Here is a 23664-nt window from a genome sequence, read left to right on the forward strand (position 1 = left end):
ACGACAGGCCCTGAGGCCGGCCCCGCCTCACGCCCGCCTGAGCAGCCGGTTCACGGCTCGCCCGAACATCGCGCGCGCCGTGCTCTCCAGTGCGCCGTCGAAGGCACGCGGCAGGAACCGCACCCGAAGTTCCTCCTGCCACACCACCCGGCTGCGGCCCCCGGGCCCCGGCAGGACCTCGATCTCCGTCCAGCCCAGCACCGCCCGGCCGCGCTTCTCCAGGCGGCACATCCCGCGCTCGCCGTCGGCGGGCGGGCGCCAGACCGTGACCTCCATGACGTCGTCGAAGGCCAGCGGGCCGATGCCGGAACGGGCCACGAACCGCGTGCCCACGTCCGTGGGACCGTCGGTGAGCACCCTGATCCGGGTCAGCGGGACCGCGTCGGCGTGGCGGGGCCACTCGGTGAGCCGGCGCCACGCCTCGTCGAGGGGAAGCGGGGCGGTACGGGCGAAGGAGAAGATCGGCACGTCACGATCGTAGGCAATGGGCGCCGGTCGCCGGGGCGTTCGGCCCCGGCTCCGTCGCACGGAGGACCAACCCCGTGCGGGATTCAGGGCCGGTACACCTTCCCCGGTTCGGCCTTGCCCGGCGCCAGCAGTTGAGGAACCGTCACGAAAACGTATCCGCGCGCTTTCAGGGCGTCGATGATGCCCGGTACAGCGGGCACGGTGCCCGGGTAGATGTCGTGCAGCAGGATGATCCCGTCCCGGGACGCCTGGTCGAGGACCCGCTTGGTGATGAGCTTCGAGTCGTTGGTCGTGTAGTCCTTGGCGGTCACGCTCCACAGCACCTCCGCCAGCCCCATCTCCTTGGCGATCTTGTGCACGTCGCTGTCCGTACGGCCCTGCGGCGGGCGCATCAGCGTGGGCCTGCGTCCGGTGAGCCGCTCGATCGCGTCGTCCGGCCGCTTCAGCTCCTCGCGTATCCGGGCGTCCGATATCCGCGTGAGGATCTGGTGGTCCCAGGTGTGGCTCGCGACCTCGTGCCCCTCGGCCGCCATCCGCTTGACCAGCTGCGGGTACTTCTCGATGTGGTTCTTGCCGAGCAGGAAGAAGGTGGCCGGGACCTTCTTCTGCTTGAGGATGTCGAGCAGCCGTGCCGAGTTCTCGCTGGGCCCCGCGTCGAAGGTGAGCGCGATGCACTTGGCCTGGCGGCAGTCCACGGTCCCGAACGCCGCAGGAGCACCGTGCGCCGCCGCGGCCCGCACGGTGCTCGGGGCGGTGGTGTCGACCTGGGCGCAGCCGGACAGTGTGAGCGCCAGGCCGAGTGCGGCCGAGGCGAGCGCGGCCGGACGCAACCTCCGGGCCGCTTCCCGTGTCTTCCTGGACGCGTGCTTCGGTGTCGGGATCTTGTCGGTCGAAAAAGGCATGCGGTGACTATACATTCAGTGTATAGATCACGTGTTCGAATGGCGCGAGAAGGTCCGACCGGGAGCACCATGGAAGGAGAGGCACCGCGGAGGAGGACGGCCATGCGCTTCCGGGACCGCGCCGAAGCCGGACGGGAACTCGCCGGACTGCTGAGCGACCTGCGTGCACAGGGCGCCCTCGTCGATCCGCTCGTCCTCGCCCTGCCCCGCGGCGGCATCGCCGTCGCCGAGCCCGTCGCCCGCGCCCTGGACGCCCAGCTCGACGTGCTCATCGTCCGCAAGATCGGCGCCCCGCACCACCAGGAGTTCGCCGTCGGCGCGCTGGTCGGCGACGACCCGCCGCTCTTCAACACCGGATCCCTGGACCGGCTCGGCCTGACCGAGGAGTCCATGGCCCCGGTGGTGGAACGCGAGCGGCGGGAACTGCGCCGCCGGGAGGAGCGGTATCGCGGCGACCGTCCGGCACCGGACCCCGCGGGCCGTACGGTGATCGTCGTCGACGACGGGCTGGCCACGGGCGCCACCGCCCGGGCGGCCCTGCGCCACGTACGGCGGCGCGGGCCCGCGCACCTGGTGCTGGCCGTGCCCGTCGGCGCCCCGGACTCCGTGGACCGTCTCGCCGCCGAGGCCGACACGATCGTGTGCCCGCATCGGCCCGCCGGGTTCACGGCGGTGGGGCAGTGGTACGAGGACTTCGAGCAGTTGTCGGATGCGGAGGTGCTGGCCGCGCTGGGGCGGTGACGGGGTGGCGCCGCCGGGGGTCCCGCCGTTGCCGGGTGCGGCGGCGTCGTGGTTTCTCGCGCCCACGCGGCGGAGCCGCACATCGACACAGCCCCGCGCCCCTTCGGTGCGCTCGTTACCCGTCCCTCCGTAACACTCCCGTGCACACCAGTAGTACCGGGCCGGTACTCGGAGTAACCTCGGGGCCATGACGCGCACGGGGGAGCGAGCCGTCAAGTCGTGGTTACGGACACCGTCCTGGATCGCGCGGATCGAGGCGCCGGACGGGCAGGTCGTCGGTGCCGGGGTGCTGCTCGCCCCCGACCGGGTGCTCACCGCCGGGCATGTCGCCGGGCCCGGCCGGCGCTACACCGTCCGCCTGCTCGGCGTACCCGGCCTGGACGCCGTACCCGCCACGGTCCGCGAGGACGAGCACGTGCCGCAGCGCGCGGACGCCTTCGGCGACCGCAGCGGCGACCTCGCCCTGCTGCGGCTGGCCGCACCCCTGCCGGCCGCGCACACCACGCGGCTCTACCGGCTCGCCGCACCGCACGGACCGGTGAGCATGTACGGCTTCCCGGCCGGTGACGACGGCGGCCGCTGGCACGGCGCCACCCTGGTCGCCGCCCGCGGCCGGGACAGCCAGGTGCAGCTGCGCCCGCTGACCCCGGGAGAGCTGGCCGCACCGGGCTTCAGCGGCGGGGGAGTGGTCGACCACGCCACCGACCAGGTCATCGGCATCGTCCTCAGCGTGGACGAGGGGCCGGGGTCGGCCTTCAGCTACATGAGCCCCACCGAGACCATCCTCCGGCATCTGCCGCAGGTCGCCGCCTGGACCGACGGCGCCGAGGCGGTCGACCCCCGGCTGCGCACCGGAGCATCGGCGGCGGCCGGCGCGCTGGACGTGCCGTTCGCCACCGAGCTGGCCTCCTGGTTCCGCGGCGAGGGCTGGCCGGTCCTCGTCACCGTCGCCCCCGCCCGCAGCGACCGCGCCTGGACCCTGAACCGCGCCGTCACCCTCGCCGACCGGGAACTGCGCACCGACCGGAACACCAGCGGCTTCAGCCACGACCCACCCGAGACCGTGCCCCCGGCCGGCGCGCACGACCTCGCCCTGGACGTCAAGGGGCTGACGGCCGGTCAGGTCATGGACCGCATCGCCGCGCGGCTGGGCATCCGCGACGACATCCGGCCCGAACGGCTCGGTGCCCTGCGCGTCCCGCTCGCCGCCGTCCTGGTCGGCGTCGACCAGGCCGCCGAACCCGACGCCCTGCTCGGCCTGCTGGACCGGCTCGCCCGGCAGGGGGCCCGGCTGCTGCTGGTCTTCCGCCGCCGGGGCGAGCGTGCGGACCAGGCCGCCGAGTCCCTCGTACACCACCCGCTGCACGACCGCTGGAGCCGGCTGCACGCCGAACTCGACCGGATCGTGGACGAGTTGGGGCCGGGCCTGGACCGGCTCCGGGACCGGGTGCTGCCCGGCCCCGGCACCCGGCAGCTGGTGGAGCAGGCCGAAGCGGGCGTACGGCGCACCCGGATGCTGCGCGCCTGGGTCGCCCACACCCCCGAGCGGGAGCGCGAGCCCGGCCGCGCCGACCTGCTGTTCACCTTCGAGGACGCCGCCGACCGGCGCAGACAGCGCCTGGAACAGGCGATCGGCGTCCTCGACGCCCGGCTGCGCCGCCGGGAGGAACTCCTCGGCCGGGTCAGCGCCGAGTGGCCGCTGTGCCGCAGGCGGGCCGCCGCGCACGGCGACCAGGTGATGGAGGCCTACCGGCTCTACGAGCACGCCCTGTCCCTGCTGCGGCACACCCCCTGCGACATCGAGCGGGCCGAGGCCGCCGTCGAGCGCTTCATCGGCTTCTGCTCGGCCTCGGCGCCATCCGCCTCGCCCTCGGCGCCATCCGCCCCGCCCTCGGCGCCATCCGCCCCGCCCGCGCCGACGCAGCCCACCGCGCCCGGCGCACCCCGGAAGGAGAGCGCACCGTGACCTCGTGCCTCCGGCCCGGCTGCGCGGGCCACATCATGGGCACCGGCTACTGCGACACCTGCGGCCGCCGCCACGCCGAACCGCGCACCGCGTCGCCTGTGCAGCGACCGGCACCGGCCCCACCGCGCACCGAGCCGCGGACCCCGCCCCCGGGCGCCCCGCCCCAGGAGAGCCCCGGGCCGCCGGCCGTGCACGCCGTCGCCGGGGTCGGGGACCTCGACCAGCACGGACTGGTCGTCCTGCCCGAGGTACCCGTCCCCGACGACGTGCTCGTGGCCGACCCCCGCCCGCCCGCCGGCGGCCGCCGCTGCGGTGCGAACGGCTGCACCATGACCATCGGCGTCGGCTACGGCGGCCGGCCCGCCCCCGCCACCGGCCACTGCCCCCGCTGCGGCACGCCCTACTCCCTGCTGCCCCAGCTGACCACGGGCGACGTGGTCGCCGGCCACTACCGCGTCCTCGGGTGTCTCGGCGGGGGCGGGCTCGGCTGGATCCACCTCGCCGAGGACACCCGTGCCGACGGCCACCGGGTCGTCCTCAAGGGCCAGATCGACGTCCACGACGCGCTCGCCCGCCGCAACGCCGTCGAGGAGCGCCGCTCGCTGACCGACCTGCACCACCCCGACATCGTCCGGCTCATCACCTACGCCGACCACCAGGTCCCGGGCCGTCCGCCCGCCGGATACCTGGTCATGGACTACATCGACGGCCGCTCCCTGCAGCAGCTGTTCGACGCCGACGACGTCGAACGGATCTTCCACGGCCGCCCCCGCCTGGACCACGTCCTCACCTACGGCTGCAAGATCCTCGGCGCCCTGCAGTACATGCACGAACGCGGCCTGCTCCACTGCGACATGAAGCCCGCCAACGTCATCCACTTCGGCCGGGCGATCAAGGTCATCGACCTCGGCGCGGTCCGCGCGATCGGCGACCTCACCTCCGCCTACGTCTACACGGCCCCGTTCGCCCCGCCCCAGGAGGAGATCGGCCGGCGCGGCTGGCACGTCGACAGCGACCTCTACACCGTGGGCATGACCCTCCAGGCACTCTTCCACGGCACGGAACCGGCCCGCGGCCTCACCCCGGACTCCTTCCGCCGGCTGATCGACCGAGCCACCCATCCCGAACCCCGCGCCCGGTTCCGGTCCGCCGCCGAGATGTCCCGCCAACTGTGGGAAGTGCTGAGGGAGTTCCGCTCGCTGCAGTACGGTGAGCAGCTGCCCGAGAGCTCCACCCGGTTCCGCGCCACCGGCGCCAGCCTCGACGCCGGGCTCGGCGCGATCCCGGCCCTGGACCACTGGACCGCCCGGCCCGGCGGGCAGCCGCCCGGCCTCGGCGTCTCCCCTCCCTCCGCCGCCGAGGTCGCCGGCGCCCTCCCGGAACCGGTCCCCGACCCCGACGACGGCGCCGCCCTGCTGCTGGACACCTTCCCGTCCGACGCCCCCGACCGGGTTGCCCGGCAGTGGCCCCGCGAATCCCGCCTCGGCACCCCCGAGACCGCGCTGTGGCTGTGCCGCGCCTACCTCAGACGAGGCGAGCGGGACCAGGCCGAGAGCTGGCTCGCCGAGGCCGAGACCCAGCTCGGCGAACGCGCCGCCGCGCACGACTGGCGCATCGCCTGGCACCGCGGCGTCCTCCACCTCAGCGGCGGGGAGGTACGCAGGGCAGGCACCCGCTTCGACGCCGTCTACCGGGCCCTGCCCGGCGAGTACGTGCCCAAGCTCGCCCTCGCCTACTGCGCGGAACACGAGTCACGGGCGGCCGGCCCGCAGCGCGTCCAGCGGGCCATGCGCTTCTACGAGGCCGTCTGGAAACGGGACTTCGCGCACACCGCCGCCGCCTTCGGGCTGGCCCGCGGCCATCTGGCCGGCGGTGACCGGGACGCCGCCGTCCGCGTCCTCGACGACGTGCCCGCCACCTCCCGGCACCACGACGCCGCCCGCATCGCGGCCGTCCGTGTCCGCGCCGGCATCCTGCGCGACGGCCCGCCCGCACCGGCCGACCTGCGCGACGCCGCCCGGCGGCTGCCCGAGCTGCGCCTGGACGGCGGCGCCGCCGACGGCGAGTCCCGGGCCCGGCTGGTCGCCGAGGTCCGGGAGAACGTCCTGCGCTGCCGGCCGGAACAGGGCTGGGGGCCGGAGTTCCCCGTCGGCGACCTTCTCGGCCCGGGCGACGAGGACGGCCTGCGCCGGCTGCTGGAGCACTCCTTCCGCCTGCTGGCCGCGCAGGCCCGCACCGCCGACGAGCACGGCAGGCTGCTCGACCTGGCCCACATGGTCCGGCCGCTCACCACCTTCTGACGCCCGAGCACGCCCGAACCACCCGAACACACCCGAGCACGCCCGTGACCACCTGGGGGACACACGATGACCGTGGCCGAGGAGATCGAGGTGACCCTCGCGGTCGGCCAGCAGAAGGAACTGCCCGCCGTACCCGCGCCCGGGCAGCCCGCCGACCGGGAGATGCACGCCATCCTGGAGATCGGCGTCCGCGGCCACGGCGGCCCCGACCCCGGCCCCGCACCCGCCCAGGGGGCGGGCCCCGCGCTCGCCGAGGTGCTGATCGTCGACACCTCCCGCTCCATGCTCCACCCCGCCGCCAAGCTGCACGCGGCGAAGGACGCCACCGCCGCGGCGGTCCGGCTGCTGCCCGACGGCACCGCGTTCGCCGTGCTCTCCGGGCGGTTCGACGCCACCGTGGTCCATCCCGGCCCCGGCCGCGCCCCGATGGCCGTCGCCGACCCCGCCGAACGGAAGGCCGCCGAGCGGTCCGTACGAATCCTGGACGCGGACGGCGGCACCGCCCTCGGCACCTGGCTCGATCTCGCCCGGCGGCTGCTGAAGGAGCAGCCCGCCCCCGTCAAGCACGTCCTCCTCCTCACCGACGGGCGCAACGAGCACGACCACCGGGCCGCCATGTCGCTGGACAACGCGCTGGACGCCTGCGAGGGCCGGTTCGTCTGCGACGCCTGGGGCATCGGCGACGACTGGGACGCCGAACAGCTGCTGCGCATCACCCGGCGGCTGCACGGCCGCGCCGGAGCGGTCCGTGAGGAGGCCGAACTGACCGCCGCATACGAGGAGTTGGTGAGCGGGCTGCTCGGCACCGCGATCCCCGAGCTGCGCATCGGGATCACCCCCACCCCCGGCACGGTGATCCGCCGGGTCAAGCAGGTGGTGCCCGGCGAGCAGGAACTGGCCGCCGTCCCGGCCGGCTCCGGCGGCCGCGGCGCCGAGTACGTCACCCGCGCCTGGGGCGACGAGACACGGCACTACCAGGTCGTCCTCACCGCCGACCCGGCCGGCCACGAGACCGGCGAGGACCTCCAGCTCGCCGCCGTGGAGGTCGCCGTACCCGACTTCGGACGCCCGGTACGGCTGCCCGTGCCACAGCCCGTCCTGGTCCGCTGGACCGACAACCCGCTCGACGCCTCCCGGCAGCATCCCGGGGTCCGCCGGTACGAGCTGTACCAGCAGGTGAGCGCCGCCGTCGCGGGGGCCTACCAGGCCTGGCTGCGCGGCAGCGGCGGCCGGGCCGCCGCCGACCGTCACCTGGCGCGCGCCCTGGCCCTCGCCGCCGAGCTGGGCGACGCCCAACTCCTCGGCGCGCTGCGGCGGATCGAGGAACCGGGCACCGGCCGGGTCCGCGCCGGCCTGAAGGACGTCGACTGGCAGCACCTGATCCTGTCCAGCGCCATGACGACCCCGCCGCAGCCGCCCGTCCCCGGCCCACGGTCCGCGCCCCCGCCCGGCACCGCCACGCCCCCCGACGCCGGCGCCCTGACCGAGTGCCCGCACTGCAAGTGGCTCGGCCCGGCCGACTCCGTCTACTGCGGTGGCGACTGCGGACGCCGGCTGAGGGAGCCGGCCTCATGACCCCCGGCACGCGTGCGACGCCTGCCGGCGGCGACCCGGACCAGGAGGCTCGTGCGGGCGGCCGGCGCGGCGACCTGCGTCAGGCTTCCGACGCGTTCCGTGGCCAGGCCGGCGGAAACCGACCCGGCGTACCCTCCCGCCGCACGTCCCCCGACGCTCCCGCCGACCGCCGCACCCCCGCCGGAAGACCGGCCCACCTCCTGCACCGGCTGCTCCCTCCCGGCCTGCGCGCACCGGACGGCGGCAGTACCACCGCCCACGACCTCGCCGTACGCCACCGCCTCCTGCTGGCCCTGTCCGCGCTGCTGACGCTGTCGCTGTTCCTGTCCTACGAGGGCGTACACGGTGACGCGAACCCGTTGCGCACCTCCAGCGCTCCGGCCGTGCTGTCCCTGGACACCGCGCTGTACGCCCTCGGCCAGGCCCAGCGGGACGCCGGCGCGACGGCACCGACCAGCGACTTCCAGAAGCAGATCTCGGTCGCCGCGCAGAGCCTCGCGGCCGCCGCCGGGGACGACGTCGGCGGGCTGGCGGGCCGGCAGGCGCTGCAGACGGTCGCCGGACTGATCACGGTGTACGCCGTCAAGGTCCAGCAGTCCCAACTCCAGCCGGCCGACAGCGTGTTGCGCGAGGCCTACCTCAGCTACGCCACCAGCGTCCTGACCGACGAGGGCTCCGGGATCCAGGCCCGGCTGAAGGTACTGCAGGGGCAGCAGCGCGCCGCGGTGCACCGGCAGACCTCGTTCGGCCCGCTGCTGTGGCTCGGCTGGACCGCGACCCTGCTGCTGGCCCTCGCCCTCGGCGGCGCCCTGCTGGAGACCCAGATGTTCCTGCGCCGGCGTTTCCGTCGCCGGTACAACCGCGGCCTCCTCGCGGCGGGCGCCCTGCTGGCGGCCGGGCTCGCCGCCACGCTGCTGTTCACGCTGTGGACGCACCAGGGGATGGCGGACACCCGCGCGTTGCTCGACCGCCCGCTGACCGGGCGGCTCATCACCGACGCCGGGCGGCACACCGCGTCGTACCTGGCACACACCGGTTTCCGCGCTTCGGCCGCGGTGTGGATCCTGATAGGAGGCATCCTGCTCATGGCCCTCGCCGAGACGGGACTGCGGCAGCACATCGACGACTACCGGTTCAGGACCCGGTGAGCGCCCCGCAGGGCGGCCCCGCGACGCCGGCCGCCGCCCCTCGTGCCCGCCGCGTCCGCACCCTGACCGTGGTGGCGAGTTGCCTGGTTCTGCTGGCGGCGGCCGTGGTGTTCGCCGTACGCGCCCTCGGCCGGGAGCCGACCGTCACGCTGCTCGCCAACTGGACCGGCACCGACGAGCGGAACTTCCGGGAGTCGGTCATCGAGCCCTTCGAGCGGAAGTACCACATCCACGTCGACTACCAGGGCAGCTCCGCCGAGAGCCAGGTGCTCGGCGCCGACGTGGAGGCCGGGACGCCCCCGGACGTGGTGGTGCTGACCGGTCCCGGCGAACTGGCGGACTACGCCCGGCAGGGACGGCTGAAACCGCTGGACGACCTCGTGCCCCGAGCCGGTTTCGGCGCGTCCTGGACCACGCCGCTGGACGGGCACGTGTACTGGTTCCCGCTCAAGGCCGACCTGAAGTCCATCGTCTGGTACCCGGCCGGCACGAGCGAGCGGCAGCGCGCCGAGGCGGCGGGCAAGCCCGGCCGGTGGTGCGTCGGCATGGGCTCCGGCGCGACCAGCGGCTGGCCCGGCACGGACTGGATCGAGGACATCCTGCTCCAGCAGTACGGCCCCGGTACCTATCAGCGCTGGGCGCGCGGCGAACTGCCCTGGACGTCCAAGGAGGTCCGGTCGGCCTGGACCACCTGGGGACGGCTGGTGGGGGCCGGCGGGGACCGTGAGCTGGTCCGGCGCGCGCTCAAGACGCCGTACCAGGACGCGTCGAAACCGGTTACCGGCAACCCGCGCGGCTGCATCCTGGAGCACCAGGCGTCGTTCATCCGCAACCAGGAGTCGTGGAAACGCGCGGACGGCCGTTACGAGCCCTCGGCCCGGCGGATCCCCGGGGCCAGGGCGAGCGACGCCTGGGAGGTCTCCGGTGACCTGGTCGCCCTGCTGCACGACACCCCGGAGGCAAGGACGCTGATCCGGCACCTCGCCTCGGCGGGCGCCCAACGCGCCTGGAACGCCGAGGAATCCGGTTTCTCGGTCAGTCCCGGGGCGCAGCCGGCGCCCTCCGACGCCGGCGCGGCCTGGCACCGGTCCCTCGCCGCGACCCTCCTCGACGACCGGGCGGTGCACTGCTTCGACGCCTCCGACGCCATGCCGCCCTCGGTGCGCGACGCGTTCGCCGAGGCGACCATCGAGTTCCTCGCCCACCCCGACCATCTGAACGCCCTGCTGACCTCCCTGGACACCCTCAGCCGCACCCAGGGCCTGACCTGGGTCCCCTCGGTGTGCGACCGCGCACCATGAGCGACACGCGGACGCGCCGAACACCGTTGCGGGGCTACAGCCAGTCCCGCTTCTTGAAGACCACGTACAGGGTCAGACACACCACGCCCATCAGCCCGATCGCGAACGGGTAGCCGAACAGCCAGTGCAGCTCCGGCATGTGGTCGAAGTTCATGCCGTAGATCGTGCCGACGAGGGTGGGGGCGAACAGGATGGCCGCCCACGACGAGATCTTCTTCACCTCCTCGTTCTGCTCGAACCCCGCCTCGGCCAGCGCCCGCATCTCCGCGTTCTGCTGCTGGGTGACCAGGGTGGCGTTGACCGTGAGGATCTCCGCGAGGGCCTGGCGGAAGCCGTCGACGCGTTCGCTGATGTGGGTGACGTGGTCGGCGACGTCGCGCAGGTAGCGCTGCAGTTCCTCGTCGGTCTCGTACTTGGCGAAACCGGCCATCAGCCCGTGCAGCATGCCGACCAGCGGGCGGGTGGCCCGCTGGAACTCCACCATTTCCCGGGAGAGTTCGTAGATGCGGCGGGAGACCTCGGGATCGCCGCGGAACACCTCGGTCTCGATCTCGTCGATGTCGTTCTGGACGCCGGAGACCACCGGCGCGTAGCCGTCGACGACGGCGTCGAGGATCGCGTACAGGACGGCTTCCGGGCCGAGTTTCAGCAGGTCCGGACTGTCTTCCATACGGCGGCGGACGGCCGACAGGTCCGGGGCCGCGCCGTGCCGGAGCGTGATGACGAAGTCCGGGCCGACGAACACGTGCAGCTCGCCGAAGTCGACCTCCTCCGGCGCGTCCAGATAGCGGGCGGCCCGCAGCACGACGAACAGCGTCTGGCCGTACCGCTCCAGCTTGGGCCGCTGGTGCGCCTCCATCGCGTCCTCGACTGCGAGCGGGTGCAGGCCGAACTCGGCGGCCAGCGAGTGCAGATCGGCCCCGGTGGGCCGGGCCAGCCCGATCCAGGCCATCCCCGAGGACTGCTCGCGCAGCTCGCGGAAGGTCTCGGCGAGCGTGGCGGGGGAGGAGACGCGGACGCCGTCGCGGTACAGCGCCGCCTGGACGATGCTCACCGGCTCGGCGCCGTCCGCCGGAGCGGGGGTGGCCGGGGACGCCTCGGCGACGGGGGACTGGGGCTGGGTGAGGGCGCGGCGAAAGACGGACCTGCGCCCGCCGTTCCCGCCGTTCCTGCCGTTCTCTCGCTCGGACATCGGCCGCCTCGTGGGAACCCGGGGGACAGGAGGAGAAGGATATCGGCGGGGTGCCGCGAGCGGCGCGCGCGGCGGTGAAAGGGTCGGGTGAGAGTCGCGGACAGCAGGTGTCCGCGATGGCGGTTAGCGTGCCGCCATGACGAAGAGCAGTGCGACCAAGGCCCCCCTCCTGGACGTCCGCGCCCTCAACCGCGCCACGCTGGAACGCCAGCTGCTGCTGCGCCGCTCGGCGCTGTCCCCGGCTGCCGCCGTGGGGCATCTGCTCGGTCTCCAGGCGCAGAACGTCAAACCGCCGTACCACGCCCTCGCCGCCCGCCTCGACGGCTTCGCACCGCAGGACCTGTCCGCGCTCATGGCCGGCCGCCACGTCGCCCGGATCGTCACCCTGCGCTCCACCCTGCACACCCACACCGCCGAGGACTGCCTGAGTCTGCGGCCGCTCGTTCAGCCGGCCCGGGACCGCGAGCTGGGCCAGTTCCGCACCGGCCTGGCCGGTGTCGACCTGGACGTCCTGGCCGGCCTCGCCCGCGAGCTGGTCGAGGCCGAGCCGCGGACCATGGCCCAGCTGCGGCAGGCGCTGAGCGCCCGGTGGCCGGACGCCGACCCGCGGGCCCTCGCCGTCGCCGCCCGCTGCACGCTGCCCCTGGTCCAGGTCACCCCGCGCGGGCTGTGGGGCCGCAGCGGCCAGGTCGCCCTCACCACCGTCGAACACTGGCTCGGCCGCCCGGCCGGTCCGGCCCCCGAGCCGGAGGCCGTCGTCCTGCGCTATCTCGCCGCCTTCGGCCCGGCGTCCGTCAAGGACATGCAGACCTGGGCCGGGCTCACCCGCCTGAGGAGCGCCTTCGAACGGCTCCGCCCCCGGCTGCTCACCTTCCGGGACCCGCACGGAGTCGAGCTCTTCGACCTCCCCGACGCCCCGCGCCCCGACCCGGACACCCCGGCCCCGCCCCGCTTCCTGCCCGAGTTCGACAACCTCCTGCTCTCCCACGGCGACCGCGGCCGCGTCATACCCGCCGAGCACCGGGGCCGCCACTGGCAGGGGAACCAGGCCTACCGCACCCTGCTGGTGGACGGCTTCCTGGCCGGCCTGTGGAAGCTCGACCCCGAGGCCCTGGTCGTCGAGCCCTTCGCCGGGCTGACCGGAGCCCAGCGGGACGAGGTCACCGCGGAGGGGGAGCGGATGCTCCGCGTCCTGCACCCGGAGACGTCGTACGACATCCGCTTCGGGACGGTCGTACGGCCCTGAGGCCCAGCCTCTACAGTCGGCCCATGGAACTCCGCCAGCTCAGCTATTTCGTCGCCGTCGCCGAGGAGTTGCACTTCGGGCGGGCGGCCGAGCGGTTGCACATCGTGCAGTCGGCGGTCAGTCAGCAGATGCAGCGGCTGGAGCGGGAGCTGGGGGCCGAGCTGTTCGACCGTTCGCCGCGCCGGGTTCGGCTGACCGGCGCGGGGGAGCGGCTGCTGCCCGAGGCACGCGCGGTGCTCGCGGCCGCGGAGAAGGCCCGGGCCTCGGTGGCCGCGCCCGCCGGGCTGCGCCTCGGCACCAGCACCGGGCTCGGCGCGCATCTGGACCGGGTGCTGGCCGCGTTCGCCGAGCGGGCGCCCGAGGTGCCGGTGGAACTGGTCTCCGTGCCGGCCGGGGAGCGGCTCGCCGGGGTCGCGGGGGGCCGGCTGGACGCCGCGTTCGTGCGCTCGGCCCAGCCCCCGGCCGGCGTCCGCGTGGTGCCCCTGTGGCCGGATCCGCTGGTCGCCGCCGTGCCGGCCACGCATCCGCTCGCGCGGCAGGCCGAGATCGGCCTCGCCGACCTCGCCGGGCTGCCCCTCGCCCTCGCCCCGCGCAGGGCCAACCCCGCCCTGGTGGACCTGGTCCTCGGCGCCTGCCGGGCGGCCGGGTTCGAGCCGGTGCCCGGAAGGGCCGGCGGCACCCTGCAGGACACCCTCGCCACCATCGGGGCCCGTCCCCTGTGGACGGTCGTCTTCGCCTCCCACGCGCGCGTGCTGGCCACGCCCCGGGTGGCGTACGTCCCCTTCCGATCGCCCGGACTGGCCCTGGAAACCGGTCTCGCCGTGCCCGCCGACGACCCCTCCCCGCACCTGGCGGAACTGCTCCTGGCCTGCGCCGATCACGAAAGCTGATCGCTGCGGTCGCGGACTGCTTCTTGGTCGGGGACGCGTGCCGCGATGGACTGGACCCACCGAACAGGCACACCGATCGAGGGAGTTCAGCCATGCCGATCGTCACCATCCAGCAGGGCCCGCGCGATGTCGAGCTCAAGCGGGAGCTGGTCAAGCGGGTCACCGATGCGTTCGTCGACGCGTACCGGATCCCGGCGGAGACCGTGCAGGTGTGGATCCACGAGGTCCCGGCGGACAGCTGGGGCGCGGCCGGGAAGCTCACGGCCGACAAGTAGCCCCCGCGTTCCACGGGGGTGAACGTGGAGAGGGGGGCGCTGCGGGCCGCTCGTGGTGGCTCGCAACGCCCCCCTGGCTTCTACCTGAGGGGTGCTCAGGTGTCCCTCTTCCGGGTTACGAGCGGACCTGCGCGGTCATGAGCCGACCTGCGCGGTCACCAGGTCCGAGAAGGTGGTCAGCCGGGTGTACACACCCGGGTAACCGGCCTCCGCGCACCCCTCGCCCCAGGAAGTGATCCCTGCCAGGACGCCCCCGATGAGCAGGGGACCGCCGCTGTCGCCCTGGCAGGTGTCTACGCCGCCGGAGGAGTGTCCGGCGCACACCATGTCGGACTGGACGAAGTCCGAACCGTAGGAGCTCTTGCAGCTGGAGTCGGACACGATCGGGACGGTCGCGGTCCGCAGCTGGTTGGAGGAGCTGCCGTTCTCCGAGGTGGTCCCCCAGCCGAGGATCCGGGCCGTGGCGCCGGCCGCGTACACGCCCGTCTGGGAGGAGGAGACGTACGACACCGGCTTGTACGGCATCGACGTCTCCAGGGTCAGCACGGCCACGTCGTCGCCGTTGGTGGCGTCCGTGTAGCCCGGGTTGACCCAGATCTTGCCGACCTTGCCGACCGTGCCGTCGGTGCCGTTGAGATTGGTCCGGCCGCCGACCACACGGACGTTGCCGGCGGACTCGCCCGCCATGCAGTGCGCGGCCGTCACGACCTTGGTGGCGGCCACCAGCGTGCCGCCGCAGAACTGGTTGCCGGACGCGTCGGTGATCTGCATGACGAACGGGTACGACGCCGTCGTGGTGGTCGTGCCGCCGACGATGGGCTGAGGGGCGGCGCTCGCCATGGGGGAGGCGAGCAGCACGGTCGCCGCGGCGGCGGCACCCGCCACCAGTGTCGCGGCGGGCTGTCTTGCACGTCTGGGCCCGAACATGAGTCTCCTCAGTGGGTTGCACCGGTGGGGGATCGCACGGGTGTGGGGGGTTGCACGGGGGTCTCGGGACCGACCCCCGTATGCCCGGGCGAGCGGCACGCCCTTTACGCTAGGACCCGGAACCCTCGGCTCCCAATGAGGGAACCCCCTAGCGGGTTGGGTGAGGGAAAACCCTCGGTCCGGTTCAGTTAACCGGCCGCGTTCTCACTTCGCGCGGCGAGCCGCCGCCAATCGGACGATGTCGACCCGCGAGCGGATCCCCAGCTTGCGGTAGACCCGGGTCAGGGTCGCCTCCACCGTCTTGACGCTGATGAACAGCCGGGCGGCGATCTCCCGGTTGGTGGCGCCCTCCATGACCAGCGCGGCGACCTGACGCTCCATCGCGGCCAGCACGTCCAGCGCGTTCAGGGCGTCCGGCACGGCGAGCGCCGGTTCCGGCTCGGGGACGGTGAGGGACTCGTCCACCTGGCGCAGCCAGGGCAGCGCCCGGCAGCGGCGGAACATCCGGGTGGCCTCGTCGTACGCCGAGGAAGCCGTGCCTGTTCGGGCCTCCGGGGCGCCGAGGCCCGTGGCCGGGCGCGTGCCGAGCAACCGGGCCAGCGCGAACGCGGCCCGCGCCTCCTCCAGCCCGTAGCCCAGTTTGCCGAGCCGGTCCTGAGCGGACGTCAGCTGGGCGACCGCGGCCTCCAGGTCCCCCTGGGCGGCCCGCACCAGTGCCTCGGAGCGGTCCAGGACGGCGAGGACGCTTCCCCGGCCGAGGCGCAGGGCGTGCTCGCGGCTCGCGTCGATGACGTCCTGCGCCTCGGCCGGTTCACCGATCCGGACCAGCGCCTCGGCGAGATCGCCCTGCCAGCGCCCGCGCGCCGGGTCGGTGATCCCGAGTCCCAGCTCCAGCGTCCGCACCCGGCGCAGGGAGCGCACGGTGCCCGCCGGGTCCCCGGCCACCAGCTGGGCGTATCCGAGCGCGCCCAGGGCCCGGGAGAGGTACATCTGGTCGCCGTCCTCCTCGGCGTGCTCCACCGCCTCCCGGGCGAGCGCGAGGGCCCGGTCCACGTCCCCGCCGGAGGCCTCGGCGAGCGAGGTGAGCATCGCCGAGGCGGTCTCGCCGATCCCGGAGTCCCGGGCGAGGCGCAGACTCTCGCGGGCCAGCTCCAGGGCGCGCCCGCAGTGCCCGACGCGGAGCTCGGTCTCGGCGAGGCCGCGCAGGAAGTGCACCTCGCTCTCCACCGAGCCGCGCCGGCGCACCTCGCGCAGCAGCGCGGTGACCGTCGCCCGGGCCTCGGTCAGCTGGTCGCTCATGACCAGCCAGCGGAACCGGGCGCTGCCCGCCCCGTTGTGGTGGCAGGCCACCCTGGGGTCCTGAGGCTCCTTCAGGGCGCGTTTGATGGTCCGGGGCGCCTCCGGGTGGCCCATCAGGGTCTCGGTCTGGGCCTGGAAGGCGAGGGAGAGCAGTTCGGTGCGCCGGTCCTTGCCGTGCGCGGCCAGTTCGGCGGCGTGCGCGGCGGCCTCGCGGGCCTCGGTGAAGTCGCCCTCGACGATCAGTGCCCGCCAGGCCAGCTGGTAGTGCACCAGGGCCAGCAGCCGGGGGTCGTCGCCGGCGTCGGCGAGGGCCTGCGGGAAGACGGCGTCGACCTCGGCCATGGTGTGGCCGGCGGTGTCGATGACGATGATCCAGGCCCGTACCCGGTCGGCGGGCACGGTGGCCTTGGACAGCACCTCGCGGGCGATGTCCCGGGCCAGGTCGATCTCGCCCGCGGTGATCGCGTCCTCGGCGGCCTGCAGCCGGCGCTCCTCCTGGCTCGGCACACCGTCGGCGGGGGTGTGCCGGGCGGCGAGCAGACCCAGGTGGGCGGCGACCGAGGGGGCGCCGCGGTCCCGGGCGAGGGCGGCGGCCTCGGCGAGCCGGGCGGCGACGTCCGGGTCGGTACCGGTCGTGGCGAGGGCCAGGTGCCGGGCCCGTTCGATCGGATCGGAGGCGGCCGTGGACAGGGCCGCGTGCGCGGCGCGCCGCTCGTGCGCGGGCGCCTCCGCGTACAGCGCGGCCGATATCAGCGGGTGCGCGAACCGTACGGCGGGGGCGTCGGGCTCGGTGGCCAGCAGCCCGAGTTCGGCGGCCTGGGCGCACTCGGCCTCGGCGTTGGTCCGGCCGGCCGCGTGCAGCAGCGCCGGGGTGGGGCGGGCGCCGGCGCTGGCCACCAGCAGGGTGCGGCGGGCCTCGACGGACAGCATGTCCAGGCGGCTGAGCACCAGGGCGCGCAGGCTGGTCGGCACCGGCAGCGGCTCGCCCGGCCGGGGCGGGGTGGGGCTGTCGGCGAGCGCGCGGCCGAGTTCCAGGGCGAACAGCGGATTGCCGCCGCTGGTGCGGTGGATCTCGCGGAGGGTGGAGCGGGGCAGGTTGCCGTGGCCGCGGTGGTCGAGCAACTGGGCGACCCGGACGCGGGAGAGCGGGCCGAGCCGGACCGCGAGGGTGCCCGGCGGGCAGGCGCGCAGATGCCGGTCGTACTCCTGGCTCTCCTGGCCCTCGGTGCGTACCGCGCACAGCAGTTGCACCGGGGTGCCCTCCAGGCGGCGGGCGGCGAAGCCGAGCAGTTCGGCGCTGGCCGGGTCCAGCCACTGCAGGTCGTCGGCGACGACGAGGACACCGCCGTGCGCGGCGAGGGCGCGCAGCGCGGAGAGCACCGCGAGGCGCAGGGCCAGTCCGTCGCGCTGGAGGCTGGACTCGCCGCGGCCGGTGAGCGCCGACTCCAGGGCCGTGCGCTGGGCGACGGGCAGCCGGGGGGAGATGTCGTCGAGGACCAGGCCGAAGAGGTCGGCGAGGGCCAGGAAGGGCAGGTGGGATTCGGACTCGGTGGCGGAGCAGCGCAGGACGGTGCGGGCGGTGGTGCCGTATTCCTCGGCCAATGCCCGCAGGACGGTGGATTTCCCTATTCCGGCGGGACCGTGGAGCAGCACACTGCCGCCCGAGGCGAGTTGGTCACGGGCGCCGGCCAACAACTCCTCGCGGCCGATGACCAGGTCGGGGCGGCACCTGGCAGGCTCCTGGAAGTCCCGTCGCACGGTCACCGCTCCCCTCGTGTGTCGTGTCCGGGCCAAATTCTAGGCAACGATCCTTGAAATTCGGACGGAAGCCGTGGTGAGGGAAATAACAAACGGTCAAGCATAAGGAAATTCAAGGCGTCTACGCTTGAATGGAAAGGTTTCCCTGTGGCCCGCCGTCACGGCAGCAGTCCCGCCCTGCGGGCCGCGGTCACCGCCTCCCCTCGGGTGTGCGCGCCCAGCTTCCGCATCGCCGAGCGCAGATAGCCCTTCACCGTCTCCGCACGCAGTCCCAGCCGCTCGGCCACGGCCGCGTTGGTCGCCCCCGCCGCCACCCAGGACAGCACGTCCAGCTCGCGCGGCGCCAGGGTCACGCCGCCCTTCCGTGACGGCGCGGTCAACAGCCCGCAGGCCGCGAGCAGTTCGGCCCGCAGGTCCGGATCGGTGATCCGGGGGGCCAGGGCCCTCAGCGCCGCATGCGCCTCGCGCACCTGCTCCCAGGCGGCACACCGGTCGCCGCCGACGGGCTCCGGCCGGGCCGCCGCCAGCAGCCCCCGCGCCTCGTCCCGCACCACCAGCGCCTGCTCCACGTCCCGGGCGACGGCCATGGCCGCGCCCAGCGTGCGGTCGCCGAGCGGCTGGGCCGAGCGCAGCGCGCCGTAGAGCACGCCGCGTACCCGGCGCCGTACCACCACGGGCACCGCGACGACCGAGCGAATGCCCTCCGCGGCCACCGGGACGTCGTACTCGTGGCTGATCTGCCGTGAACTCGAGTAGTCCGTCACCGCGCACGGCCGGGCCAGGGCCACCGCCTTGCCGCCGAGTCCGTTGCCGGAGGTCACCGCGAGGGAGCGCAGGGCGGTCGTGGTCGTGCCGCTCAGCTGGCTGATCCGGATCTGCGGCCGGCCGGACTCGACCAGGCCGCCGAAGGCGACCGGCAGCCCCGTGGCGTGCCGCAGCCGGGCGAGCGCACCGCCGATCTCCACCGTCCCCGCCGCGTCTGCCGTCACGTCTTCGCCCCTTCTGCCGCACCCACCCCCGTTCGGGGGTGGTGAGACCTGCATCACGGATTAGACGATGCCAGAGAGCCGCCCGGCAATGGTCCGGAACAGCGGGAGCGAGCCGCAGGCCCAGGGCGCGCCGGTGACGCGAGGAGTGTGTGATGACGACGGTGACCGAGTCGTTCCGGGAGGCCCGGGACTTTCTGCTGGCGCACCGAGAGGACCATGCCGCCGCCTGTGAGGGCTTCGCCTGGCCGCGGCCCGCGCACTTCAACTGGGCGCTGGACTGGTTCGACGTGATCGCCGCCGGCAACGACCGGACCGCGCTGCACATCGTCGAGGAGGACGGCGGCGAGACGCGGCTGTCCTTCGCCGAGATGTCCGAACGGTCGAACCGGGTCGCGAACCATCTGCGTGCGCGGGGTGTCGCAGCCGAGGACCGGATCCTCGTCATGCTCGGCAACCAGGCCGAACTGTGGGAGACCGCGCTGGCCGCGATGAAGCTGCGCGCGGTGGTCATCCCCGCCACCCCGCTGCTCGGTCCGGCCGACCTGCGCGACCGGGTGGACCGGGGCCGGGTGAAGCACGTGGTCGTACGGGCGGAGGACGCCGCGAAGTTCGCCGAGGTGCCCGGCGGCTACACCCGGATCTCGGTCGGCGGCCCGCCGCAGGAGGGCTGGGAGCCGTACGAGGACGCGTACACGGCCCCCGCCGAGTTCGTCCCCGACGGGCCCACCCTGGCCGACGACCCGCTGATGCTCTACTTCACCTCCGGCACGACCGCCCGCCCCAAGCTCGTCGAGCACACCCACACCTCGTACCCGATCGGACATCTGGCCACCATGTACTGGATCGGCCTGAAACCCGGTGACGTGCACCTGAACATCTCCTCGCCGGGCTGGGCCAAGCACGCCTGGTCCAATCTGTTCGCGCCGTGGAACGCCGAGGCGACCGTCTTCCTCTTCAACTACACACGGTTCGACGCGGCCCGGCTGATGGCCGAGATGGACCGGTCGGGAGTGACCACCTTCTGCGCCCCGCCGACGGTGTGGCGCATGCTCATCCAGGCCGACCTGGGCCTCCTCGCCACCCCGCCCCGCGAGGTGGTGGCCGCCGGCGAGCCGCTCAACCCCGAGGTCATCGAACAGGTCCGGCGGGCCTGGGGCGTGACCATCCGGGACGGCTTCGGGCAGACCGAGACCGCCGTACAGGTCTCCAACAGCCCCGGCCAGCTGCTGAAGACCGGCTCGATGGGCCGCCCGAGCCCCGGCTACCGCGTCGAGCTCCTCGACCCCGTCTCCGGCGCGCCCGGCGCCGCCGAGGGCGAGATCGCCCTCGACCTGTCCGAGCGTCCGGTCGGCCTGATGACCGGCTACCACGGCGACCCGGACCGCACGGCCGAGGCCATGGCGGGCGGCTACTACCGCACCGGGGACATCGCCTCCCGCGACGAGGACGGCTACCTGACCTACGTCGGCCGCGCGGACGACGTCTTCAAGGCCTCCGACTACAAGATCAGCCCGTTCGAGCTGGAGAGCGCCCTGCTGGAGCACGAGGCGGTGGCCGAGGCGGCCGTGGTGCCCGCGCCGGACGAGTTGCGGCTCGCCGTGCCGAAGGCGTACGTCGTGCTCGCCGAGGGCTTCGAGCCCGGACCGGACACGGCCAAGGTCATCTTCGAGCACTCCCGCCAGGTGCTCGCCCCCTACAAGCGGATCCGCCGGCTGGAGTTCGGCGCGCTGCCCAAGACCGTCTCCGGCAAGATCCGCCGGATCGAACTGCGCGAGGCGACGGCCCAGGGCTCGGAGCACGAGTACCGCGAGGAGGACTTCCGGTGACCGCATCGCCGTCGTACCCGCACGGAACGTCGCCGTCGTACCCGCACGGAACACCGCTGTCGTACACGCACGGAACCGGTTCCACCGCCCTGCTCGGCGACACCATCGGCGCCAACCTGGACCGGGCCGTGGCCGCCTGGCCCGACCGCGAGGCCCTGGTCGACGTGCCGTCGGGGCGGCGCTGGACGTACGCCGAATTCGGCGCTGCCGTCGAGGAGCTGGCGCAGGCGCTGGTGGCGAGCGGAGTCGTCAAGTGCGACCGGGTGGGCATCTGGGCGGTCAACTGCCCGGAGTGGGTCCTGGTCCAGTACGCCACCGCCCGCATCGGCGCGATCATGGTGAACATCAACCCGGCCTACCGCACCCACGAGGTCGAGTACGTTCTCAACCAGGCCGGGATCTCCCTGCTGTTCGCCTCCCTGAGCCACAGGACCAGCGACTACCGCGAGATGGTGGAGGAGGTGCGCGGCAGGTGCCCGGCACTGCGCCAGGTCGCGTACATCGGCGACCCGAGCTGGGAGGAACTGCTCGGCCGGGGCACCGGTGATGCCCCGTACGCGGAACTGTCCTGCGACGACCCGATCAACATCCAGTACACCTCGGGGACCACCGGCTTCCCGAAGGGCGCCACCCTGTCCCACCACAACATCCTCAACAACGGTTACTTCGTGGGCGAGTCGATCGCCTACAGCGAGCAGGACCGCATCTGCATCCCGGTGCCCTTCTACCACTGCTTCGGCATGGTCATGGGCAACCTGGCGGCCACCTCGCACGGCGCCTGCATGGTCATCCCGGCCCCGTCCTTCGAACCGAAGGCCACCCTGGAGGCGGTGCAGCAGGAGCGCTGTACGTCCCTGTACGGCGTGCCGACGATGTTCATCGCCGAGCTCAACCTTCCCGACTTCGCCGCATACGACCTCTCGACCCTGCGCACCGGCATCATGGCGGGATCGCCGTGCCCGGTGGAGGTGATGAAGCGGGTCGTCGCCGAGATGCACATGGCGGAGGTCTCCATCTGCTACGGCATGACCGAGACCTCCCCGGTGTCGCTGCAGACCCGCCGCGACGACGACCTGGAGCACCGCACGGGCACCGTCGGCCGGGTCCTGCCGCACCTGGAGGTCAAGGTCGTCGACCCGGCCACCGGCGTCACCCAACCGCGCGGCACGGCGGGGGAGTTGTGCACCCGCGGCTACAGCGTGATGCTCGGCTACTGGAACGAGCCCGAGAAGACCGCCGAGGCCGTCGACGCGGGCCGCTGGATGCACACCGGGGACCTGGCGGTGCTGCGCGAGGACGGGTACGTCGAGATCGTCGGCCGGATCAAGGACATGATCATCCGGGGCGGCGAGAACATCTACCCGCGCGAGATCGAGGAGTTCCTCTACGCCCACCCGAAGATCAGGGACGTCCAGGTCGTCGGGGTGCCGCACGAGAAGTACGGCGAGGAGGTCCTGGCCTGTGTGATCCCGTACGACGCGGCCGACCCGCTCACCCTGGAGGAGTTGCACGCCTTCTGCCGGGGCCGGCTCGCGCACTACAAGATCCCCAGCCGGCTGCAGATCCTCGACTCCTTCCCGATGACGGTGTCCGGGAAGGTGCGCAAGGTCGAACTGCGGGCGGCGTACGGGGCGTGAGACGGCGGGAACCGGGCATGCGGTATCTGCTCGAGGACGGGCCCCGGAGGAGCGCGCTGTCGGCGGTGCGCTCGACCGGGACCCGTCGGCGGGCCCTGCCCCGCCGCACGGCCGTGGCACTGCGGGCCCCGGCGGGCATGCGCAGGGTGGTCAGGCAGGCGACCGCCGTGCCCACCGGGGCGGGGCTGTTGAAGCCAGGAGCTGTGGCCGTCACCGTCCCGGCGCAGGAGCCTGCCGGCCGGTCCGCGCAGCCGCTGGTGATGTCCCGGAACTCCGAACGGCCGGGCAGGGTGGGGCCGTTGGTGCGCATCCCGGGCACCTCGGCCGGCAGTGCGGCGCACCGGGGCCGTCGGGGCCGGCACATCGGCCCGCCGGTGGAGAGAACCATCCGGCGGCGGTGGCGGGGTGGTCCCCGGGGAGGGTCAGCTCCGTCGGTCCCGCGGCCGGGGTCCCGGTTCCGGCGCTCCCTCGGCGTTCAGCGTGTCGGCGTGGTCGTTCACCGGCTGCGGGACGCCCGCGAGGTCCAGGACGAAGAGCGGGATGCCCAGCGCGTCCGCGCGGACCCGGGCCTCGTTCGTGTAACCCGCGAGGGAGAAGTACACACAGTCCGCGGACTCCGTCATCGCCGTCAGCCACAGGCACTCCACGTCCCGCGGCGCCGCCGGGCGCACGGTCGGGTCCATCTGGGCGAGGAGCCCGTGCGCGGCGAGCCCGATGCCGTTCGGCGGCCGCTGGTCGGCACGGCGGATGTCCCGGTACCCGAGCCAGCGCAGATAGAGCGCGGCGACGGTGACGGCGTCGTGGGCGGTACGGATGGCGCGCGGCGGGAAGGCGGGGCGGCGGGCGGGGGACCCCGGCCCGGCCGCAGCGGGCGGGGTGCCGGGGTACGACGGGGGCATCCCGGTCTGTGCCGGCGGCACACCGGCCTGCGCCGGCGACATCCCGGTCTGTGGCAGCGGTGTCCCGGCAGCGGTCGGCGGCGTCTCGGAAACGGCTGGCGGCGTGCGGGGGTCTGCCTGGGGTGCGCGCGGGTCTGCCTGGGATGTGCGGGGGTCGGACGGGGGTGTCCGGGGGGCGGCCTGGGGTGTCCGGGGAGCAGTCGGGGGTGTGCGCCGGCCTCCCGGTGACGTCCGGGCGTCTGCCGGGGGTGTGCGCGGGCCTTCCGGGGAGGTGCGGGGATCTGCCCCGGGTGCGCGCGGGTCTGTCAGGGGCCTGCGCGAGTCT

At 73.9% G+C, this 23664-nt stretch carries 17 protein-coding genes and 1 pseudogene; 11 read left to right on the forward strand and 7 right to left on the reverse strand.

From position 1 onward, the window contains the following. Nucleotides 1–27: 27 nt before the first annotated feature. The gene (locus tag ACWGJ5_RS25570; protein WP_453311998.1) at nt 28–468 is read right to left on the reverse strand and encodes an SRPBCC family protein; all 441 of its coding nucleotides are present in this window, start codon (nt 466–468) and stop codon (nt 28–30) included. Nucleotides 469–551: 83 nt separating this feature from the next. Then, the gene (locus ACWGJ5_RS25575) at nt 552–1370 is read right to left on the reverse strand and encodes a polysaccharide deacetylase family protein (protein ID WP_453311999.1); all 819 of its coding nucleotides are present in this window, start codon (nt 1368–1370) and stop codon (nt 552–554) included. Nucleotides 1371–1472: 102 nt separating this feature from the next. Between ACWGJ5_RS25575 and ACWGJ5_RS25580 the strand changes: the two genes are divergently transcribed. The 6 genes from ACWGJ5_RS25580 (at nt 1473) to ACWGJ5_RS25605 (ending at nt 10401) form a co-directional block, all read left to right on the forward strand. After that, complete coding sequence (locus tag ACWGJ5_RS25580) at nt 1473–2111, forward strand: phosphoribosyltransferase (protein WP_453312000.1); 639 nt, start codon at nt 1473–1475, stop codon at nt 2109–2111. Nucleotides 2112–2298: 187 nt separating this feature from the next. Continuing rightward, nucleotides 2299–4077 carry a trypsin-like peptidase domain-containing protein gene (locus ACWGJ5_RS25585; RefSeq protein ID WP_453312001.1) on the forward strand — a complete coding sequence of 593 codons (1779 nt, stop codon included), beginning with the start codon at nt 2299–2301 and terminating at the stop codon, nt 4075–4077. Continuing rightward, nucleotides 4074–6377, forward strand: a complete 2304-nt coding sequence (locus ACWGJ5_RS25590) for a tetratricopeptide repeat protein (protein ID WP_453312002.1) — start codon at nt 4074–4076, stop codon at nt 6375–6377. Before ACWGJ5_RS25585 ends, ACWGJ5_RS25590 begins: the two co-directional genes overlap by 4 nt. Before the next feature lie 66 nt (nt 6378–6443). Then, a complete protein-coding gene (locus tag ACWGJ5_RS25595; RefSeq protein WP_453312003.1) occupies nt 6444–7952 on the forward strand; it encodes a VWA domain-containing protein in 1509 nt (502 codons plus the stop codon). Then, nucleotides 7949–9100 (forward strand): hypothetical protein, encoded by a 1152-nt coding sequence (locus ACWGJ5_RS25600; protein ID WP_453312004.1) that lies wholly within the window; start codon nt 7949–7951, stop codon nt 9098–9100. The genes ACWGJ5_RS25595 and ACWGJ5_RS25600 overlap by 4 nt, the downstream gene beginning before the upstream one ends. Further along, a complete protein-coding gene (locus tag ACWGJ5_RS25605) occupies nt 9097–10401 on the forward strand; it encodes an extracellular solute-binding protein (protein WP_453312005.1) in 1305 nt (434 codons plus the stop codon). Before ACWGJ5_RS25600 ends, ACWGJ5_RS25605 begins: the two co-directional genes overlap by 4 nt. A gap of 34 nt (nt 10402–10435) precedes the next feature. Here the strand turns inward: ACWGJ5_RS25605 and ACWGJ5_RS25610 are convergent, their stop codons facing one another. Next, nucleotides 10436–11593, reverse strand: a complete 1158-nt coding sequence (locus ACWGJ5_RS25610) for a magnesium and cobalt transport protein CorA (protein WP_453312006.1) — start codon at nt 11591–11593, stop codon at nt 10436–10438. A gap of 136 nt (nt 11594–11729) precedes the next feature. Between ACWGJ5_RS25610 and ACWGJ5_RS25615 the strand changes: the two genes are divergently transcribed. The 3 genes from ACWGJ5_RS25615 to dmpI all read left to right on the forward strand — a co-directional run bounded on the left by ACWGJ5_RS25615 (nt 11730) and on the right by dmpI (nt 14004). After that, nucleotides 11730–12839 carry a winged helix DNA-binding domain-containing protein gene (locus ACWGJ5_RS25615; protein WP_453312007.1) on the forward strand — a complete coding sequence of 370 codons (1110 nt, stop codon included), beginning with the start codon at nt 11730–11732 and terminating at the stop codon, nt 12837–12839. Nucleotides 12840–12862: 23 nt separating this feature from the next. Beyond that, entirely contained in the window at nt 12863–13729 is an 867-nt protein-coding gene (locus tag ACWGJ5_RS25620) for a LysR family transcriptional regulator (RefSeq protein WP_453312008.1), read from the forward strand. 92 nt (nt 13730–13821) lie between these two features. Continuing rightward, on the forward strand, nt 13822–14004 hold the full coding sequence (gene dmpI / locus ACWGJ5_RS25625; protein ID WP_076090755.1) for a 4-oxalocrotonate tautomerase DmpI: 183 nt from the start codon (nt 13822–13824) through the stop codon (nt 14002–14004). Nucleotides 14005–14139: 135 nt separating this feature from the next. On the opposite strand, the gene ACWGJ5_RS25630 is transcribed toward dmpI, so the two are convergent. From ACWGJ5_RS25630 to ACWGJ5_RS25640, 3 genes are all read right to left on the reverse strand, one after another. Continuing rightward, nucleotides 14140–14931, reverse strand: coding sequence for a S1 family peptidase (locus ACWGJ5_RS25630; protein ID WP_453312009.1), 792 nt, complete (start codon nt 14929–14931; stop codon nt 14140–14142). A gap of 204 nt (nt 14932–15135) precedes the next feature. After that, nucleotides 15136–17994 carry an ATP-binding protein gene (locus ACWGJ5_RS25635; protein WP_453312010.1) on the reverse strand — a complete coding sequence of 953 codons (2859 nt, stop codon included), beginning with the start codon at nt 17992–17994 and terminating at the stop codon, nt 15136–15138. A gap of 152 nt (nt 17995–18146) precedes the next feature. Beyond that, nucleotides 18147–18977, reverse strand: coding sequence for a response regulator transcription factor (locus ACWGJ5_RS25640; protein ID WP_453312011.1), 831 nt, complete (start codon nt 18975–18977; stop codon nt 18147–18149). 152 nt (nt 18978–19129) lie between these two features. Between ACWGJ5_RS25640 and ACWGJ5_RS25645 the strand changes: the two genes are divergently transcribed. Both ACWGJ5_RS25645 and ACWGJ5_RS25650 read left to right on the forward strand, forming a co-directional pair. Next, the gene (locus tag ACWGJ5_RS25645) at nt 19130–20803 is read left to right on the forward strand and encodes an AMP-binding protein (protein ID WP_453312012.1); all 1674 of its coding nucleotides are present in this window, start codon (nt 19130–19132) and stop codon (nt 20801–20803) included. A gap of 56 nt (nt 20804–20859) precedes the next feature. Further along, nucleotides 20860–22440, forward strand: coding sequence for an AMP-binding protein (locus ACWGJ5_RS25650; protein WP_453312066.1), 1581 nt, complete (start codon nt 20860–20862; stop codon nt 22438–22440). Nucleotides 22441–22862: 422 nt separating this feature from the next. On the opposite strand, the pseudogene ACWGJ5_RS25655 reads toward ACWGJ5_RS25650, so the two are convergent. Further along, nucleotides 22863–23294 (reverse strand): annotated as a pseudogene (locus tag ACWGJ5_RS25655) (hypothetical protein); the annotation flags it as partial. Nucleotides 23295–23664 lie beyond the last annotated feature (370 nt).

This window comes from Streptomyces sp. NPDC054783 (assembly GCF_053611725.1).

What these genes read in the sequence shown, in the direction of transcription:
- ACWGJ5_RS25615 (WP_453312007.1), top strand. Translation starts at nt 11,730, where the DNA reads ATGACGAAGAGCAGTGCGACCAAGGCCCCCCTCCTGGACGTCCGCGCC.
- ACWGJ5_RS25620 (WP_453312008.1), top strand. Translation starts at nt 12,863, where the DNA reads ATGGAACTCCGCCAGCTCAGCTATTTCGTCGCCGTCGCCGAGGAGTTG.
- ACWGJ5_RS25595 (WP_453312003.1), top strand. Translation starts at nt 6,444, where the DNA reads ATGACCGTGGCCGAGGAGATCGAGGTGACCCTCGCGGTCGGCCAGCAG.
- dmpI (WP_076090755.1), top strand. Translation starts at nt 13,822, where the DNA reads ATGCCGATCGTCACCATCCAGCAGGGCCCGCGCGATGTCGAGCTCAAG.
- ACWGJ5_RS25645 (WP_453312012.1), top strand. Translation starts at nt 19,130, where the DNA reads ATGACGACGGTGACCGAGTCGTTCCGGGAGGCCCGGGACTTTCTGCTG.
- ACWGJ5_RS25600 (WP_453312004.1), top strand. Translation starts at nt 7,949, where the DNA reads ATGACCCCCGGCACGCGTGCGACGCCTGCCGGCGGCGACCCGGACCAG.
- ACWGJ5_RS25630 (WP_453312009.1), bottom strand. Translation starts at nt 14,931, where the DNA reads ATGTTCGGGCCCAGACGTGCAAGACAGCCCGCCGCGACACTGGTGGCG.
- ACWGJ5_RS25610 (WP_453312006.1), bottom strand. Translation starts at nt 11,593, where the DNA reads ATGTCCGAGCGAGAGAACGGCAGGAACGGCGGGAACGGCGGGCGCAGG.
- ACWGJ5_RS25585 (WP_453312001.1), top strand. Translation starts at nt 2,299, where the DNA reads ATGACGCGCACGGGGGAGCGAGCCGTCAAGTCGTGGTTACGGACACCG.
- ACWGJ5_RS25575 (WP_453311999.1), bottom strand. Translation starts at nt 1,370, where the DNA reads ATGCCTTTTTCGACCGACAAGATCCCGACACCGAAGCACGCGTCCAGG.
- ACWGJ5_RS25580 (WP_453312000.1), top strand. Translation starts at nt 1,473, where the DNA reads ATGCGCTTCCGGGACCGCGCCGAAGCCGGACGGGAACTCGCCGGACTG.